The organism is Pseudomonas gessardii (genome assembly GCF_001983165.1).
Taxonomy (GTDB): Bacteria; Pseudomonadota; Gammaproteobacteria; order Pseudomonadales; family Pseudomonadaceae; genus Aquipseudomonas; species Aquipseudomonas gessardii.
Genome location: NZ_MNPU01000074.1, coordinates 1 through 17,822, shown reverse-complemented (window position 1 = coordinate 17,822; position 17,822 = coordinate 1). Strand labels below are relative to the sequence as shown.

Annotated in this window: 13 protein-coding genes and 1 pseudogene; 8 read left to right on the top strand and 6 right to left on the bottom strand. The window is 56.8% G+C overall.

What is annotated here, in order from left to right; all coding sequences use genetic code 11:
* Window positions 1-157 precede the first annotated feature (157 nt).
* Window positions 158-1,348, top strand: coding sequence for a sulfatase-like hydrolase/transferase (locus BLL38_RS28385; protein ID WP_242627647.1), 1,191 nt, complete (start codon window positions 158-160; stop codon window positions 1,346-1,348).
* A gap of 181 nt (window positions 1,349-1,529) precedes the next feature.
* Window positions 1,530-2,894 carry an alginate export family protein gene (locus BLL38_RS28380; RefSeq protein ID WP_090412675.1) on the top strand — a complete coding sequence of 455 codons (1,365 nt, stop codon included), beginning with the start codon at window positions 1,530-1,532 and terminating at the stop codon, window positions 2,892-2,894.
* A gap of 50 nt (window positions 2,895-2,944) precedes the next feature.
* On the opposite strand, the gene BLL38_RS28375 is transcribed toward BLL38_RS28380, so the two are convergent.
* The 6 genes from BLL38_RS28375 to BLL38_RS28350 all read right to left on the bottom strand — a co-directional run bounded on the left by BLL38_RS28375 (window position 2,945) and on the right by BLL38_RS28350 (window position 10,166).
* Window positions 2,945-4,384 carry a catalase gene (locus tag BLL38_RS28375; protein WP_076965195.1) on the bottom strand — a complete coding sequence of 480 codons (1,440 nt, stop codon included), beginning with the start codon at window positions 4,382-4,384 and terminating at the stop codon, window positions 2,945-2,947.
* A gap of 100 nt (window positions 4,385-4,484) precedes the next feature.
* On the bottom strand, window positions 4,485-5,345 hold the full coding sequence (focA, locus tag BLL38_RS28370; RefSeq protein WP_076965194.1) for a formate transporter FocA: 861 nt from the start codon (window positions 5,343-5,345) through the stop codon (window positions 4,485-4,487).
* A 120-nt stretch (window positions 5,346-5,465) separates the two neighbouring features.
* Window positions 5,466-5,702 (bottom strand): thioredoxin family protein, encoded by a 237-nt coding sequence (locus BLL38_RS28365; protein WP_076965193.1) that lies wholly within the window; start codon window positions 5,700-5,702, stop codon window positions 5,466-5,468.
* A gap of 247 nt (window positions 5,703-5,949) precedes the next feature.
* Window positions 5,950-7,695 (bottom strand): LeoA/HP0731 family dynamin-like GTPase, encoded by a 1,746-nt coding sequence (locus tag BLL38_RS28360; protein WP_076965192.1) that lies wholly within the window; start codon window positions 7,693-7,695, stop codon window positions 5,950-5,952.
* The gene (locus tag BLL38_RS28355; protein WP_076965191.1) at window positions 7,673-9,403 is read right to left on the bottom strand and encodes a hypothetical protein; all 1,731 of its coding nucleotides are present in this window, start codon (window positions 9,401-9,403) and stop codon (window positions 7,673-7,675) included. The genes BLL38_RS28360 and BLL38_RS28355 overlap by 23 nt, the downstream gene beginning before the upstream one ends.
* 1 nt (window position 9,404) lies before the next feature.
* Window positions 9,405-10,166 (bottom strand): hypothetical protein, encoded by a 762-nt coding sequence (locus BLL38_RS28350; protein ID WP_076965190.1) that lies wholly within the window; start codon window positions 10,164-10,166, stop codon window positions 9,405-9,407.
* A gap of 561 nt (window positions 10,167-10,727) precedes the next feature.
* Here BLL38_RS28350 and BLL38_RS28345 point away from each other — a divergent pair.
* From BLL38_RS28345 to BLL38_RS28320, 6 genes and pseudogenes are all read left to right on the top strand, one after another.
* Entirely contained in the window at window positions 10,728-12,080 is a 1,353-nt protein-coding gene (locus tag BLL38_RS28345; RefSeq protein WP_076965189.1) for a hypothetical protein, read from the top strand.
* A gap of 154 nt (window positions 12,081-12,234) precedes the next feature.
* A complete protein-coding gene (locus tag BLL38_RS28340) occupies window positions 12,235-13,935 on the top strand; it encodes a hydrogenase maturation protein (RefSeq protein WP_076965188.1) in 1,701 nt (566 codons plus the stop codon).
* 423 nt (window positions 13,936-14,358) lie between these two features.
* Entirely contained in the window at window positions 14,359-15,126 is a 768-nt protein-coding gene (tla1, locus tag BLL38_RS28335; protein WP_076965198.1) for a toxin Tle1 chaperone Tla1, read from the top strand.
* 45 nt (window positions 15,127-15,171) lie between these two features.
* Window positions 15,172-15,687: a Tli1a family immunity protein gene (tli1a, locus tag BLL38_RS28330; protein ID WP_076965187.1), complete on the top strand. Its 516-nt coding sequence runs from the start codon at window positions 15,172-15,174 to the stop codon at window positions 15,685-15,687.
* A gap of 195 nt (window positions 15,688-15,882) precedes the next feature.
* Window positions 15,883-16,398 (top strand): Tli1a family immunity protein, encoded by a 516-nt coding sequence (gene tli1a, locus BLL38_RS28325; RefSeq protein ID WP_076965186.1) that lies wholly within the window; start codon window positions 15,883-15,885, stop codon window positions 16,396-16,398.
* Window positions 16,386-17,696: pseudogene (locus tag BLL38_RS28320) on the top strand (T6SS phospholipase effector Tle1-like catalytic domain-containing protein); the annotation flags it as partial. The gene tli1a (BLL38_RS28325) and the pseudogene BLL38_RS28320, both read left to right, overlap by 13 nt.
* Window positions 17,697-17,822 lie beyond the last annotated feature (126 nt).

Genomic DNA, 17,822 nt, shown 5'->3' with positions numbered 1-17,822 from the left:
ACGGGCGACTTGAGCACTTACGAGGTACCGCCTTGGGCTTTAGAAATTTAACCAATTACATAGCCAGGTGCTTGCTGAAGTCAGGAGGGTTTAGAAATCAGCTACACCCTTAAATGCGAAGAGCCCCTTTACCCTGATGCCCGGCGGCGCCAGCCACATGGACAAGAGCCAGATGTTCCCGGGGAACTACAAGGCCCGATACCAGGAAAATGGCAAGGACACGACGATTCCCGAGCCGTTCTACTCCAGCGATTTCTACACGGATAAGTTGCTGGGCTATCTTGAGCGTGATCGTCAGGCAGACAAGCCGTTCTTCGCCTACCTGGCCTTTACCGCACCGCATTGGCCCCTGCAGGCGCCAGACGAATACCTGGCCAAGTACAAGGGAGACTACGCCCAGGGTTATGAAGCGCTACGCCAGCAGCGCCTGGCCAGGATGATCGAGACGGGGCTGGTGCCTGCGGGGACCACGGCCAACGATCCGCTCAAGGACAAGCTGCCTGCCTGGGAGGACCTGAGCGAGGCGCAACGCCAGGAGCAAACCCGGGCCATGCAGATTTATGCGGCCATGGTCGACAACATGGACCACAACATTGGCCGGGTACTTGAACACCTGCGCAAAAGTGGCGAGCTGGATAACACCTTTATTCTGTTCATGTCCGACAACGGCCCGGAGTCGGCGACCCCCGAGTCCCTGGGCACAACGGCCGACCGTGACGGGATCCGCGAGTGGGTGGACAAGACATTCGATAACAGCCCGCAAAATATGGGACGAAAAGGTTCCTACGTGACACTGGGGCCACGCTGGGCGCAGGTCAGTGCGACGCCATTCCCTTACTTCAAGGGCTTCACGGCCAACGGTGGGATCCATGTGCCGGCGATTGTGCGTTATCCAGCGCTCAGCGCCAAAGGCACGATCAATCGGCAGATCCTGCATGCCAAGGATTTCTTGCCGACCGTTCTTGAATTGGCGCAAGTGAGTTATCCCAAACAGTACCAGGGGGCTGCGCTTTTGCCGTTGCAGGGGCGCTCGATGCTGGCTGCGCTTGAGGGCCGCCAGCAGGCGCCACGGATATTGGGCTGGGAGTTCAATGGTCGACGCGCGTTGTACAGCGGCCAGTGGGTTGCCCAGCTCCAGGCGCCGCCGTATGGCAGTGGGCGCTGGGAGTTGTATGACATGCAGCAGGACGTGACGTTGGCCCATGACGTCGCGGCGGACAACCCGAAGAAGCTCGCCGAGCTGACCGCCGACTGGGACAAGTATGCCCGGGACAGTGGAGTGGTCCCGGCCCCGGTCCGTTATAAATACGGTCAGATGTTTTGCCTTTTCGACCGTTGTATTCAGTGACAACCCTTTAAACAGGCGCGCTTGCACGGCGCGTCTTTCTCTTTGCAGCGGCTGCGGCTCCGGTTGGCGAATGCCTGACCGGTGTTGACGGCTACCCAATAAAAACAAAAAAGAGAATCTGAAGATGTTGGGAACCGTGATTTCTAGACGTTCTTCGACGCTGTTGGCAGGTGCAAGCCTGATGGCACCGTCACTTTTACTGTGTGCCGATCTGGCACTCGGCAACCCTTTGGAGCAAGAGCGCCCGTTACGCCCGGGGTTACCGCGCTGGATGGAGGACTATCGTTTTCTCGACGATGCGCGCAAGCGGACCGATCCGTTCGATGCCTTGCGTTTTCATCGCCTGTCCGACTCGGCCTGGTTGCAAACCGGTGGCGAGGTGCGTTACCGGGCCGATACCGTCGACAGGCCGTTTTTTGGCCTGCGGGGCGGGCATGACGATTCCGCCTTGATGCAGCGGCTGCAAGCCCATGCCGACCTGCATTTGTTCGACGGTGGCCTGCGTATTTTCACGCAGGTGCAGAATACCCGGGCCTGGGGCAAGGACTCACCGTCGCCGGCCGATGCAAGCCGCAACGATATACAACAGGCCTTCATCGATGGCCGCTTCGGGCTGGGCGATGCAACGCTGACCGCGCGGCTCGGGCGCCAGGAAATGGCCTACGGTGCCCAGGCATTTGTCACTTACCGGGAAACGCCGAATGTGCGGCAGGCCTTCGATGGTTTACGGTTGACCCTGGAATGGGCTCCGCGCACGCGGCTGGATGTTTTTGCCGTACGTCCGGTCAGGCTTGGCACCGACTCTTTCGACGATGGGTCGAACAATCAAGTCAAGTTTTACGGTCTCTACGGCACGTTACCGTTGTCGTCGCAATGGAACATCGACCTCTACGCCTTTGGGCTGGAAACCGAGCGCAGAACCTTGGCCGGGCTGACCGGCGCGGAGCAGCGTTACACCTTCGGCACAAGGCTATTTGGAAACAGCGGCGCGCTGGATTGGAGTTGGGACCTGGCCGGGCAGTCCGGCACGCTGGCCGGCGGGGATATACGTGCCTGGGCCTTCTCGACGGACAGTGGCTACACCTTTTCAGCGCCCTGGCGCCCGCGCCTGGGGTTGCGGGTCGATGCGGCCAGTGGTGATCGGCAGGCTGGCGACAAACAGGTCGAGACCTTCGATCCGTTGTTCCCGCGCAATGGAGTGTATGGCGAAGCGGCGTTGATCACCCTTTCCAACGCCATTATTGTCGGCCCGGTCCTGGCGTTTTCGCCATGGCCTACGGTGCGCATCGAGCCTGGGGTGTTCAAGGCCTGGAAGCAGCGTGCCGGGGATGCCGTGTATGTCCCGGGCATGGTGCCCATCGTGCCTTCCGGTCAGGGGGCGGGGCGCGAGATCGGGACGATTGCCAGGGCCAATCTGAGATGGCTGGCTTCAAGCAATCTGACGATCGACCTGGATTACAAATACTACGCGGTGGCAAAAATGGTGCGGGAGGCAGGAGGGGATGACAGTCAATTCTTGTCTGTTCGTGGCACCTTTCGTTTTTAGGCGGCCAAGGCCAGGGGGGCTCCCGGTTGACCCGGGAGCCCAGTCCTGGGTTATTGGCAGGCTGCCAATGCCTTGATAATGCCGCTCCCATACTCGGGATCGGCCTTGGTGCAGTGCTCTATATGCAGGCGTTGGATAGGGGTGGAAACCCCCGCCAGGGCGCGTGCGGTGTTATCGAACAGCGCTTGTTTTTGCTCTGCGGACATTTTTCGGAACAGGGCGCCGGGCTGGGAGAAATAATCGGGATCGACCCGATGATTCCAGTGGCCGGCCGCGCCTTCCAGGGTCAGGGGCGGCTCTTGAAAATCGGGCTGCTCTTGCCATTCGCCACGGGTGTTCGGTTCGTAGGAGGTGGTGCCTCCGGCATTGGAATCAACCCGCATCAGTCCATCGCGGTGATAGCTGTTGACCCGGGTGGCGCCTCGGGGGGCATTCACCGGGATTTGCTGGAAGTTGACGCTCAAGCGGTAGCGCTGGGTGTCGCCATAGGAAAACAGACGGCCCTGGAGCATTTTATCCGGTGAAAAACTGATGCCCGGGACGACATTCGCCGGGGAGAAAGCGGCTTGTTCGACGTCGGCAAAATGGTTCTCGGGGTTGCGGTTCAACTCCATGACGCCGACTTCGATCAGTGGGTAGTCGGCTTTTGGCCAGACCTTGGTCAGGTCGAAAGGGTTGATGTGGTAGGTGCCCGCTTCCTGTTCCGGCATGATTTGCACAAACAGCTTCCAGCGCGGGAAGTCCTGGTTCTCGATGGCTTCATACAGGTCGCGCTGGTGGGATTCGCGGTCGCGTCCTATTAGTTCCTGGGCCTGGGCATCGGTGAGGTTTTCGATGCCTTGCTGGGTGCGCAGGTGGAACTTGACCCAGTAGCGCTCATTGTTGGCATTGATAAAGCTGAAGGCGTGACTGCCAAAACCATGCATATGCCGCCAGGTGCGCGGCAGGCCACGGTCACTCATGATGATCGTGACTTGATGCAGGGTTTCGGGCAGTTGGGTCCAGAAGTCCCATTGGTTCTCGGCGCTGCGCATACCGGTGCGCGGGTCGCGTTTGACCGCGTGGTTCAGGTCGGGAAACTTGAGCGGGTCGCGCATGAAAAACACCGGGGTATTGTTGCCCACCAGGTCCCAGTTGCCTTCTTCGGTATAGAACTTCATGGCAAAGCCGCGGATGTCGCGCTCGGCATCGGCGGCACCGCGCTCACCGGCCACCGTCGAGAAGCGGGTGAACATTTCGGTCTTCTTGCCGATCTCGGAGAAGATCTTGGCCCGTGTGTAGCGGGTAATGTCGTGGGTCACCGTAAACGTCCCGAATGCACCCGAGCCTTTGGCATGCATGCGCCGCTCAGGAATGACTTCCCGGTCGAAGTGGGCCATTTTCTCCAGCAGCCAGATATCTTGAAGCAGGGCAGGGCCGCGCGGGCCGGCAGTTTGAATATTTTGGTTGTCGACGACTGGAGCGCCAAACGCAGTGGTTAACTTTTTCATATCTATTCCTCATCGATTTGGGTGGAGCAGGGGACAGAACAGAAAATAAAACAGGGAGGGCAGAACTCAGTGCAAACCATCCTGCCGGGTACTTGGGTGATTAATGTTGCCCTTCAGGGGCTCGCAGGTAGATCACCCAATAAGTCAGGCCGACCAATAAGCCTCCGCCAATGATGTTGCCCAGCGTGACGGGGATAAGGTTGTCGAAAATAAAGTTATTGATAGTTAAATGAGCAAACTGCTCAGGGGCTGCCCCCACCGCGTTCCAGAACTCGGCAGTAGCAAAGTGCTTGATTACAATGCCCATGGGAATCATGAACATATTGGCAATACAGTGCTCGAAACCACTGGCGACAAACATGGCCACCGGCAGGATGATCGCGAGCATTTTATCCGTCAGGCTGCGGCCGGAATAACTCATCCAGACGGCCATGCACACCATCAAGTTGGCCAGGATGCCAAGACTCACGGCCTCAATAAACGAGTGCTGCAACTTGTGGCTGGTGGTTTGCAATACATTCAACCCCCATAAGCCATTGGCGGTCATGTATTGGCCAGAAAACCAAATCAGCGCGACAAAAAACAAGGCTCCAATCAAGTTGCCGACATAGACATTCAGCCAGTTCCTGGCCAGTTGCCCCCAGGTTATGCGGCCGCTGGCCTTGGCTATCACATTCAGGATGTTAGACGTGAACAGGTCTGCACCACAGACGACCACGAGCATCAGCCCCATGGAGAAGCAGATGCCGCCGACCAGTTTCACCAGCCCCCAGGAGCTGCCAGCGAGGCCGGTGGTTGCCGTGATATAGAACACAAAACCGATGGAAATGAATACACCGGCAATGATGGCCAGATAGAAAGTTTTCAGCGGTTGCTTGGTGGCTTTATACACGCCCGCATCTTCAGCGAATTGTGCCATTGCGGCAGGCAGAAGCAGGGCGAAGGGACTGTCTTTTTTCATGTGGACTGTCACTCTTGGGTATTAGGTTTGCACGCGCGGATTTATCGGTTTCTCCGTTGAGATTGATGAGCGCCGCGAGGTAGGTTACAGGGCGCCATTATTTGGCGCCCTGCACACGGGTCAGCGTAAAGCTTCGATACCCGCGCCGAAGTTGATATGGAAGGCTTGTCCGTCAATTACCAATGCCGGCACAGACTTCACACCAAAACGCTCGGCCTCTGCAACGCGGCCTTTGGCATCTCCCAAGTGAACCACTTCGACTTGATAACGTTGTGGATCCAGCGCTGTAACGAACTGTTGTTCTGCGCTGACGCACACCGAGCAACCTGCATGATAAAAAATAGCTTTAGATAACATGATGTCTCTCCAACGGTGGTTTGATTTCAGACAACCTGAACCAGGCATGTCATTTAGTGTTGATCCGAAACCATAATTTCGCGCGGCAGCGCTCTCTTGTCAACATGATTTCGATCCGATACTAAAAAATCGTCCGGGCGTTGGGTCAGAGGGTTACTTTTCAGGCGAGGGTTAAACTGGACAACGGCAGGGTGCATTGAGGGGAGGGGCCGCCAGTGTGCTGCTCCTGGCGGCGCTCAAGTACGGGTTAAGCGGTCAAGGCTTGTGTCGTATGCCCCGGGGCGCCTGGAAGCGCCAGCGCGCTCAGTTTTTCGCGCACGTGCAGCAGTTTTTCCTGGTTGGTACGGATGAAGGCCGAGCGCTCATCAACGGTGGCGACGATTTTTTCAAACTCTTTGAGCTGTGGTGCAAAGAAGTCGAGCAGCTTTTCGTCATCGCCAATCAGATCGTAGATGTCCTTGAACGAGCTCTTGATGACTGTGGTGATGGACTCTTTGGCCGCCTTCAGTTCCTGTTCGAGTTCGTGAGCCTTGTAGGCGCTCAGAAGGTCCGAGGTCAGGGTGAAGGCTGCACCGGCTGGGCCGGCCCATTTGGAAATCGCCCCCGCGATTTTGGTTGCTTGCCACGGTTTGAACTTGAAGACCACGCCCGTCACCGAGCCCAAGGCATCTCGTGCGGCAAACACGGCACCCTTGATGATATCCGGGCTCAGGTTGGCGATGCCTTTCGCGGCTCCGCCCATGGACTTGAGGGCGCCCTCGCTCATGGCATTAAGGAAGCTCTCACTTGAATTGAGCTGGCGGCCGATGTCCTGGGAAATACGGCTGGTGACCTTGGATGATTGGTCGAACGAGCGGTCGATGGCGGCCTTGATTCTCAGGTTGAGTTTGTAGCCAACACCTTCCTCGGTGTAACCGATCTCGTCTTCGAGAAAGTCGCGGATATGCTCCAGTGACAACGGCCGGAGCTTGCCAAGCAGTTCATTCTCGACATTTCGCAACTCCTCGAACAGCTCCCCGGCAAGACGCTTGACGTCGCGACGGCCCTTGGAAATATCCTGGTTGATCCGCACGGACTCCTCGGCGTTCTGTTGTGCGAAGGCATCCAGCCGGCCCAGTTGCTCTTCGGCCCGGGCCACATGCTGGCCGACGACATCGCGCACCACGTCCATGCCTGTCTTGGCCATCAGTACTGCGGGTACGTTGTCCTGCAGGATGCGAGCGGTCATGGCCTTCAGGTCGTTGATCCGCGAGCGGCTTTCGTAATGCTCGGGCTTGCCGAACCAGAACTCCAGGCCTCGGCCTCCGGGGTTGGAGGCCAGGCAAACGATATTCAGGCGGGCCAGTTCTTCCGACGTCAGGTTGGCTGCCCGCTGCAGCTTGGCTTTGAGGTTATCCTTTTTGATGGCTGCCTGATCATCGAACAAGACCTGCTCGGTCAAATCGGTCACTTCATCCATTTTATTAATGACGAAGACCGTCGAAGACAGCTTGTTCAAGTCGCGCAGTACCCACTTGGCGATAGCGCTGTGGCTATCCTTGAGCGGGTTGGTGGCGTCCACCACGTACAGGATCAGATGCGCTTCGCAGATGTAGCGCTTGGTCAGGTCTTCATAAGCCAGCTGCTCGCCATCGACGGTCTTTTCCTTGTCGCCGAAGAGCCCCGGGGTATCGACGATCTCACAGTGCCCCGGCAGACCTTCTGGCGTGTAAATCGCCAGGCGATCGGAGGACTCATCCATATCGATCTTCATGTCGGCCATGACTTTGCCCAGCCAGGCGGCAATGACGCTGGTCTTGCCATCAGAAAAGGCACCCAGCAGCGCAATGCGCAGAACGTCGGACTCGATCGTCTTGATCGCCGAATCGATTTTTGCCATTTCAGCGTTAACGTCAGCGCCTAGCTCACCCAGCTCTTCCAGGATGAGTCTGAGCTGATCCAGGCCGTTGAGCGCGCTCTGTTTATCAACGCTAAATTGCGTGAATTGTTCCATGGGGCATTTTCTCCAGTTGATCTTTGGTGCGCTGCATCAACGCCATCTGCTGCTTGATGATGTGCAGCGGGCGAATCAGCGAGGCATGGATGTCGTTGACTTGTCCGAGGAGCTTTTCTTCGATTTGGCTGCGAACTGGCGCGAGCAAACCCTTGAGTTCATCACGCAGGGAGTCGATAGCCTTGGTACGGGCCTCGGCGATCTTTTCCTGGACTTGAGCCTGGGCTTTGCGCATGCGTTTTTCCTCGCTGAGGAGGAAGTTCATGAGGTTGATCAAAAAGCCCACCGCCGCGCCGATAGCCGCACCAATCAGGTTGCCGACAACCGGGAAGGCGGTACCGATCCCGGCTCCTGCAAGGGCATAGGAGCCGACGTTGAACAGCATCCAGCCATAATCCTTAAGATCCAGGCCCAGGCCCAGATCAGGTGTCTTGTAGCTGGCAGTGAGGTCTGCACCTGCGTAGGCGACTGCCTGCTCGAACTCAACCCGCGAAACGTCCTCCAGCAAGCGTTGCATGGCCTGGACAAGGTCGCCCTGCAATTGCGCGAGGCATTTTTCGAACTGTGTCTGCAAATCGTCTTTCAATTGTTCCTGGCGTTCCTTGAAGGCGCGCTGGATCTTGGTGGAAATTAAATCGTTGTTGCCAAAATGCGCCTCAACGATGTTGTTGGCGGCGGCACTCAAGTCGATGAATAGCCCGTTCCAGAGGTTTTTTCGGCCATCCAGTAACAGGCGCTCGAACCTGGCCTGCCCATCGTTGATCGCCGCCCGACACTTTGCAAATTCCGGCTCTGTCCTGGCCACGAACAGCTCGTGGCTGGTGTGCAGCTCTTGCAGGATGCCGAGGTTCTCCACCAGCAACTCATGCACTTTGCTCTTGTTGCTTTCGATCATGTCTTCTTTGAACGTGCCGAGTTTTCCGTGAAGCACCTGGGCGACTGACTTGATCTGGCTGAACTCATACATGGCCTTCGACGAGGCGAAGTATTTGCGGTAATTGCGCTGGTGAATGACCAGGTTCCGCTCCCGGGACGGGTGGATGGTCGTGTGTTCGGTCCCCGGCGCAACGGCCAGGGACGAGAAGGCGAGCAACCCCTGCACGCAATGTCCAGGGTGCAGGGTCTTGGCGCCCAGCACGGATTCAAGCACGTCGACGGTCTGCTGCAAGGCCTTGGTCGAGTCACCCTCGCTTTCGAGGTGTGCGGGGACCCCATCGAACTCGTATTGGTCGGCATTGCCGCGCACGTTCATCAGGGGGCACACCTGGGTGCCGAGACGCAAATAGCTGCGGATCTTTTGCGCAGTCGCCTTTTCAGGCTTCTTGTTGGTGCCGTTGACGTAGAACACCAGGTGCGCCTTCGCCACCGCTTCGCGGACGCAATGAGCATACTTGCCTTCGTCCCCCTCAATACCGGGCACATCGATCAACTGGAAGCGTTTGCCCTTGTAGTTGAGGGTATAAAACGTATTGCCCTTGGTGAAGTCCTCTTCGCCCGTGCCGATGATTCGCCCGTCTATGCGCGAGGCCAGCGCTTTTTTCCGGTCAAGGGCCAGGGCCCCGGAAAACACACGGGCCAGTCGATGGTTCAGTACGTCATCCATGGCTGCCGAGTGGCTCTTGAGGTGTGCAAAAGGGTTTACGCTAACCCCTTCTTCAGACACGGCGTTCGCTTGATCGAACAGTTCGTCGAGCTCGAAGTTGCTCATCTCAGGCTCCTGCCAGTTTCAAGAGCAGCGCCGAGGCGCCAGCGCCCAGAACCAGCCCGCCGCTGGCAAAAGCAATCAGCTTTGTCCTGATGTTGGCATTGGATTGATCCTGGGCCAGTTGCAGGCGTTGCGCGGCTTCTTCCTGTTCGATCTTCAGCCGTTGGGTCGCTATGGCTTGTTCGGCGGCCAGCCGTTGCGCAGCTTCTTCCTGTTCGGCCTTTAATCGGGCATTGGCCTCCTGCTCTGCCAGTGCCGTACGGGCCTGGGCCTGGGCTTGGACGAGGCGGTTCCTGGCCATGGCCTCGTCCTGCAAAATCTCGGAAAGCCGGCGTACCCCCTGGCGGATGTCAGTGATTTGCGTCGCATATTCCTGGTAAACCGCATTCAGGCTTTCGCGCAATTGATCGATATGCTCGGCCAGCGCTTTTTCGTACTTCACCAGGTCATGGGCATTGTGTTCCAGCAAGGCTTGCCGGGACTCTTCTTTGAACAAAATGCGCAACGACTCGATGATCGTGCTCTTGCCTGCATTGGTTTCGCCGAAAAACGCCATGGTAAACATGTCCCACTCTGCATGGGTCTTCAACTGATCGAGTTCGCCATCGAAGCGCACCTGGATTGCGCGAAGCTTCTCGGTCATGTTGCCCACTTCGCGCTTGCCATCTTTGTGCTCGACATTCAGTTCCAGAATATCGGCCATGGCGCTGGCGATGTTGTCAGAAACGTCAGAGTACAGGCGGTTAAGGTCTTGGGGCGCGTTCATTACGGTTCCTTGTGTGTTGGCAACGAGGGGTGATGACATACTGGGAAGTGCTGGGTGTTAGGCGAGCCAGCGGTATTGTGTGTCGTGCCCGGAGCGCCGATGAAATCGGTAAATCGCAGGAAGCCGCCATCGCCCATTCAGCGAAACGGTAACCATGCGTGCCGATGGGGACAGATGAGGTGGGGCGAGAGGTCGGCTCAAGGAGAACCGTGGAAATGGGGATTGCCCGAGGCATGCACAACATCCTTGTTGGTGTGGGACTGCATGCCTGCGGAGCATGGTCCATCACTTTGCATCGGCCTCGCTGATAAAAGCTTTAGTGGGACTGTAGCGTGATTGATGAATTTTCCTGTGTGGCTCAATTTTTCGCGCCCTGGCCTTGTTCATACCGTTGAACAATATTCTGGCTGTTGTGGGGGCCGTTATCATCGCCCGGACAGGGGATGAGGTTGCCCGCCAATACACGTCGAGGGCGCAGGACATTGAAGCCTTGCGCAGAAGGCCGTGCGGCAGTTAGTGTCCGCCGTTAAATGTATTCCCGTATCAGGCAAGGAAGTCAGTATGACGCAATGGGCAGCTCAAACAGTCTCATCGGTGTGGGCAAGGTTGGGTGAATTGGGAGCGCTTCAAACACCGTCGCGACGTGCTGGGTTCGGTATTGAGAGTGTGACGCTTGATCGGGTCAAGGTGGTTGTCGGTGATAGCACGCTTGTGATCTCGAAGGCGGCCTTTGGAGCGGTACTGGACTATTTGCACGTCAACCACCACCACGCGGGCAATCCGTGTGTGATCAAATCTGATAATGATCCTGAAAAAGCCGGCCCCCTTTGCAACGTCTCGCGAAAACGGCCTACCGGAACCTACGGACCGCGAAACATCACCTATGTGCTTCCGATTCTTGAGCGGCTGGGGGTCGTGACGATCAGCGCGAAACTGCCCACTGCGGTGTGGTTGACGGCGGTAACGGCTCGCGAACCGAGCCCGCGGCGTGGTGAAAAGATGCCTGTTGGAGGTCTGAGCCCGGTTCAACAGGCGTTTGCTGAGCATTTGGCAACGCTGTGGTCAGGCGGTCCGGGTTCTTTTGAGCATCGTTATTCCATCACCCGGTATCGGGCGTGGAAGCCATGGAAGGAGCGCACCCAGTCGCAGAGCAAGGACTGGTGGTGTGTGTCCCTGGCCCAGGCTGCCGAGCATTACTCCTGGCCGGAAAGCAAAGCACCTGATGACTTTGCCAGTATTGCGCTACGACTGCGCGCGGCACTGGCTGCGAACGATTGCGTGGCTGCGCGAACGGCCTGCCTGGAAATATTCAAATGGGGAGGTGTCGCCAAAAAACCGGATGATGCTTCTTTGCAGTGGGTCGAGGCACAGGCTGTCGAGCAGACCTTGTGCCGCTCTATCCTCCGTGCGGTCGAACTGCTTCTGCCCACAAGCGACAAATCACTCACGGCTTTTGATGGCACGAACCTGCTGATGAACTCCGCGATGACCAAGGTCTATGCTGCCGCCGCCCCGGACGGCATCATCATCTACGATGGCCGGGTGGGGGCCGCACTGGGGTTGTTGGTGCGTAAATGGCTCGATGGGCTCGGGCAAGGCGTGGTCCCGCCAGATCTTGCGTTTCGCTGGGGCCCCAATCAGAAAACCGCCAAGAACAAGGTCGAAACCCGCAACCCTTCGCAAGCGGGGTTTAAGTTTGTTTGTCTTTACACAAAAAGCACCGCCAAGCAGCCGCATCAAGCCGAGATTTGGGCCGGGCTTATACGGACCACCAGTCGCATCCTGCAAGAAGTGATTGGGGTGCTCAATGCACAGGGGCAGGGCGCAACGCTGCTGAGTCTGGAGCGAGCCTTGTTCATGGTGGGTTTTGATGTGCGTTATCCGTTGGTCACCGACAGCCCTATGGCTCGATAAGACAAGCCTCGACCCGCGTGGTAACGGTTGACTGACACAAGATTGACCTCGATCAGGTGACTGCCCTGGCCCGGCCTCTACCCTTGCGCTTCCATAAAAGGCCAAGGATGGCTCAAGGAGCCTGCGGCCATGCCTTCTCAAGGAAGAGTCAGTCATGCGGTCATTGAAGATCATGTTGTTGTCGTCGGCGTTCAACGGGTTGACCCAGCGGGCCTGGCTGGATTTGCGCCAGTTGGGCCATGAACCCAGTGTGGTGCTGTTCACCGATCAAGCCACGGTGTGCCGGCAGATCGAGGCATCGGCGGCCGACCTGGTGATCTGCCCGTTTCTCAAGGACCGTGTGCCGCAGCAGCTCTGGAGCAACCCGGATCGCCCGGTGGTGATCATTCACCCAGGGATCGTCGGCGACCGTGGCGCCAGCGCGCTGGACTGGGCCATCACCCAGCAGGTCAAGCGCTGGGGTGTCACGGCTTTGCAGGCAGTGGAGGAAATGGACGCCGGCCCGATCTGGTCGACCTGCGAATTCGACATGCCCGCCGATATGCGCAAGTCCGAGTTGTACAACGGCCCGGTGAGTGACGCTGCGATCTCTTGCATTCGCGATGTCGTAGAAAAATTCGCCAGGGGCTTCGTGCCGACGCCTCTCGATGACACGCAACCTGACGTGATCGGGCGTTTGCAGCCCAACCTGAAGCAGGCTGACCGCACTTTCAGTTGGTACGATTGCGCACGGTTTATCAAACGCACTCTCGACGCCGCCGACGGCCAGCCCGGAGTATTGGCCAGCCTCGCCGGCGGGCAGTATTACCTGTATGACGCGCACCTGGATGCGCGTCGCGGTACGCCGGGGGACATCCTCGCGGTACAGGATGATGCGGTGTTGGTTGCGGCCGGCGATCACAGCCTGTGGATCGGCGCACTCAAGCGCAAAGCCCTGCCAGGGGAACAAACCTTCAAGCTACCGGCCCGTCATGTGCTGGCCGGGCAACTGGCGGATGTACCGGTGCTGGACGGTTCGATCGTCCACCCAGGGTTCGATGAGCGGGTGTACCAACCGATTCGTTATCGAGAGTCCGCTCATGTTGGCGAACTGACCTTCGAGTTCTACAACGGCGCCATGAGCACCGAACAGTGCCAGCGGCTGGTCGCGGCGCTGCGCTGGGCCAAGGCCCGGGACACCCAGGTGCTGCTGGTCAGGGGCGGGCGCGGGAGTTTTTCCAATGGTGTGCACCTCAACGTGATCCAGGCGGCCGAGGTGCCGGGGTTGGAAGCCTGGGCCAATATCCAGGCCATCGACGATGTTTGCCGGGAGTTGCTGACGGCCCGGCAACTGGTGGTCAGTGGCCTGACGGGCAGCGCTGGCGCCGGCGGCGTGATGCTGGCGCTGGCGGCCGATATCGTATTCGCCCGGGCGGGTGTGGTACTCAACCCGCATTACAAGACCATGGGCTTGTATGGCTCCGAATACTGGACCTACAGCCTGCCCCGCGCAGTCGGCAGTGAAGTGGCGCATAGGCTGATTGAAGAATGCCTGCCGATCAGCGTTGTCCAGGCCCACCACTGGGGGATGATCCAGGGCATCGGCCCACGCTGCCCACACGCATTCGGTTCATGGTTGCTGCAACAGGCCGGCAATGCGCTGACCGATGCGCAGTACGCGGGGCATCGCGCGCGTAAAGCCAGCCAGGACCTCGCACAGCTCGAACGCTGCCGCGCAAACGAGCTGGCACAGATGCAGTTGGACATGGTGCACAACCGCCAACAGTTCGCCGAGAAGTGTCGCAACTTCGTGTTCAAGCGCCAAACCTGCCAGACCCCAGCGCGCTTGATTGCGCTGTGGGCATTGGCTGGTTGATTGAGAGGCAGACTCTCTGCCGGGTTGAGCCCATGGCGAGCCTTTTTGAGTGAATATGTGTGTATTCCAATGATAGTGACCACTCATTCCAGTGATAGTGAGCCACCGCGCTGGTGGTTGTGAGCCACCAGGACTCTGCCTACTTGTAGCGGCTCGCGCTTGAAAAACATGCGGCCCGCACTTATCAGACTTTCTGACAAGTTAAGTGCGCCAGCGCTGCTTTGGAGCGATTGCCTCTTGAAGTGGCTTCCATCGTGATTCCCCTGAAATCTTTTGCATGCTTAGCCTGCCGCCTTTGGGAAATGTCCTATTTACTCTCGATGTTTATGTGTGCAGCCTTTGGCGCATTATTTTGAGCGTCCGCCCGTGGACGCGGAGCTTTGACTGGACTGATCTGCAAGAATTGACTAGGGAAATATGGATATGACAACGCCCATTCAATGGCAAGAACAGATCGCGAACGTCTGCACCCACATTGGTATACAGCAGGTTGATCTACTGCTCGACCAAGCTGGATGGGGCAACCGTGCTGTGCCTGCCTTGGAGATGTTGACGCCAAAAGCCCCCTGGTTCTCGCTGTTCACCGGCACGCCAGAACAGAATCTGCTGGATCAAGCCCCTCTATTGATGCGTCTGGACTTGACACAGTGGCGACATATGGCCTGGCTGGAAGAGTTGGTGGAGCACGCTACCGATGGCCGCCTAATGGTGGTGATCTCGTCATTGCCCTTTGAAGTCTTGAGTAAAGCCCTGCAAGGGTTTTCGCAATTGGCCTGGGGTGGACAAACAGGTTTGTTACGGTATTACGACTCACGCATCTTTCCCCTGCTGATGTCCTCGATCCTCATCGATCAGCAGCGTGCAGAGTTTATGCAAGTCGCCAGCTATTGGGGCTGGCTTGATCGGGATAACCAGCAGCAGTGGCTACAGGGCACGGGCCTGACGCATCAGAGCAACATTCAGGTCAGCCCTTTCGTCGAGTTGAACGATCAGCAATTTGACCAGATCGACTGTATCAGCGACGCACAGCAACTACTGAATGACAAGAGCTTTGATTTCTTGGACAAGAGCCAAGAGCAGCGCTTTGCATTGTTCTACTCACTCGCAGTGCAAGCCAGCCAGGAAAACCACTTCGGTGATTTGGCCAAGTATGTGAAACAGAACTTAAGTGGAACGGTTGAGCCTGCATAGCCACCGTTTATGCGGTCATGACAATCAGCAAGGAAGTTGCTAGCGATGCAATCGATTATCAGAAAAACCATACAGCAAGGTTTGTTTGTCTTGTTGGGATTAGCGTTGTTCGGATGTTCTTCAGCCGACAACGAAATGGCCGGGGGAAACCTGCAAGCCGTCAATCATACCGTGCACGGTATTAACTGGATGTCGGTCAATGGCTACCGGGCGGACGGTGGTGGTGGTGCGTCATGCTGCATCATCATGCCGACTAAATGGCGTCCTGGCTTGAAGGCTAATATTGAATGGGAGGTCGATCCCGAGCCTTTTGGTCCTACGCCACCCTTAGGAACGGATGAGTTCAGAGCTTTTATGGTTAAGCATAAAGCCAACTACCAGCGCCACAGCACCACCGTGGATATTCCAGAGTGGCCTGGAACGGAGTCTTGTGGCTTGGAAGTGCACTTTTTGGTTTGTAATAAAGTTAAGGTTACCACGGCATGTTGGGGGTATGGCTCACCCCACAACCCTATTAAAGAACCTCTCCATATGAAGGAGCCAGCAGTATGTCCGAAGTGAACAATAACTCAAAAGACAAAGCCTGGGGGCCACCAGTTTTTCCAGCTGTGGGGCGTTTCCGACTAAGTGCAAGCCAGCCAGGAAAACCACTTCGGTAATTTGGGCAAGTATGTGAAACAGAACTTAAGTGGAACGGTTGAGCCTGCATAGCCACCGTTTATGCGGTCATGACAATCAGCAAGGAAGTTGCTAGCGATGCAATCGATAATCAGAAAAACCATACAGCAAGGTTTGTTTATCTTGTTGGGATTAGCGTTGTTCGGATGTTCTTCAGCCGACAACGAAATGGCCGGGGGAAACCTGCAAGCCGTCAATCATACCGTGCACGGTATTAACTGGATGTCGGTCAATGGCTACCGGGCGGACGGTGGTGGTGGTGCGTCATGCTGCATCATCATGCCGACTAAATGGCGTCCTGGCTTGAAGGCTAATATTGAATGGGAGGTCGATCCCGAGCCATCTGCAAAAATGCCCTCTGTAACATCAAATGAGTTCAGGGAGGTTTATGCAAAACATGCAGCCAACTACCAGCGTCACAGCACCACCGTGGATATTCCAGAGTGGCCTGGAACGGAACGATGTGGCTTGAAGGTACACTTTTTGGTTTGTAACCAGATCAAGGTTACGAGTTCATGTTGGGCATTTAACTCAGAGCATTACCCGATTAAAGAGTCCTCGCAAATGAAGGAGCCAGCAGTATGTCCGAAGTGAAAAATAATTCAAAAGACAAAGCCTGGGGGCCGCCAGTTTTTCCTGCTGCGGGGCGTTTTCCGACTAAAACTTCGGATGTGACAGATAACTACAATAAACAAAACGCTGAACAAAATTCCTTTCAGCAGGAACGTGATGACCAAGGGCGGCGCACGCAACGTTTTACCTGTTGCCATAGCCTGCATATCAGCCTGTTTTTCGATGGCACCAACAATAACGAGAAGAACGACACCCAGGACGGTCATCCCACTAATATCGCCAAGTTGTTTCATGCCTCACTACGAGGCACCGAGGCCAATGGGCAGGGTTATTTTTCGTATTACATGCCCGGTGTCGGCACGCCATTCCCCGAAATTGGCGAAATGGATTACAGCGATGGCGGACTGCAATTTGCTACTGGGGGTGAAGATCGAATCAACTGGGCCTTAGTACAGGTGGCCAGCACGTTATCTTATGCTCTGAACAATAAAAACGGAATTGATGACATTGTCGCCAAGACCAAGGTCGAGGCCATGAGCACCTTAAAGGCCCCGATGATGAGTGCCTTTGGCGAAGGTAATCGCCGGCGAATCATGAAGGAGCTGCTGGCCCCTTTACAGGATCGTAAGGACAAGGCCCAGCCTAAAGTGCTGTCGGTCAAACTGTACGTGTACGGCTTCTCTCGCGGAGCGGCAGAGGCTCGCACGTTCGTTACCTGGTTGAGTCAGTTGTTCGACACCCCTGAAGGGGCCGAACTGCCAAAACAAGAACTGCTGGGCTTGCCTGTCAGCGTGGAATTTCTCGGTGTGCTGGACACGGTGGCTTCGGTGGGTATTGCCCATGTGGCCCCGTTCTTTGCAGGGCATATGGACTGGGCCGATAACACCCAGTTGTTACCTGACGCCCGGCGCTTCCCGAACTTGGTCAAGTGTTGCCGGCACTTTGTCGCGGGTTTTGAGCAGCGCTCATGCTTCCCGCTGGATTCGATCCGTAACGAGAACGGCCAGTATCCGGCAAATACCTACGAAGTGGTGTACCCCGGCGTGCACTCGGATGTGGGCGGCGGTTACCCGAAAAATGACCAAGGTAAGGCTTGTGAAGGCACCCATGAGCTGGTATCTCAGATTGTCTTGCACGACCTGTATGCCGCTGCTTTTGCGGCGGGTGCACCGCTGCAAGTGCCTGAAGAGGTACTGCCGAACACATTTAATAATAGCTCGGAGAAGTTATGGCGAAAAATGGGGCCTAGGACTTCGTCGGAGTTTGTGGTCAGCCAGCAACTGATTGAGCGCTTCAACGCCTGGCGCCTTAAAACCCTACGTAAGCGCTCCATAAACCCCACCTTCAAATGACCCAAGTACGACCTGATGCTGTGCTCCCGATTTTCTTTCTGGAGCCAGCCCATGATGCGCCCCGATCCCAAGGTTAAAGCCGTTTATCTTTAT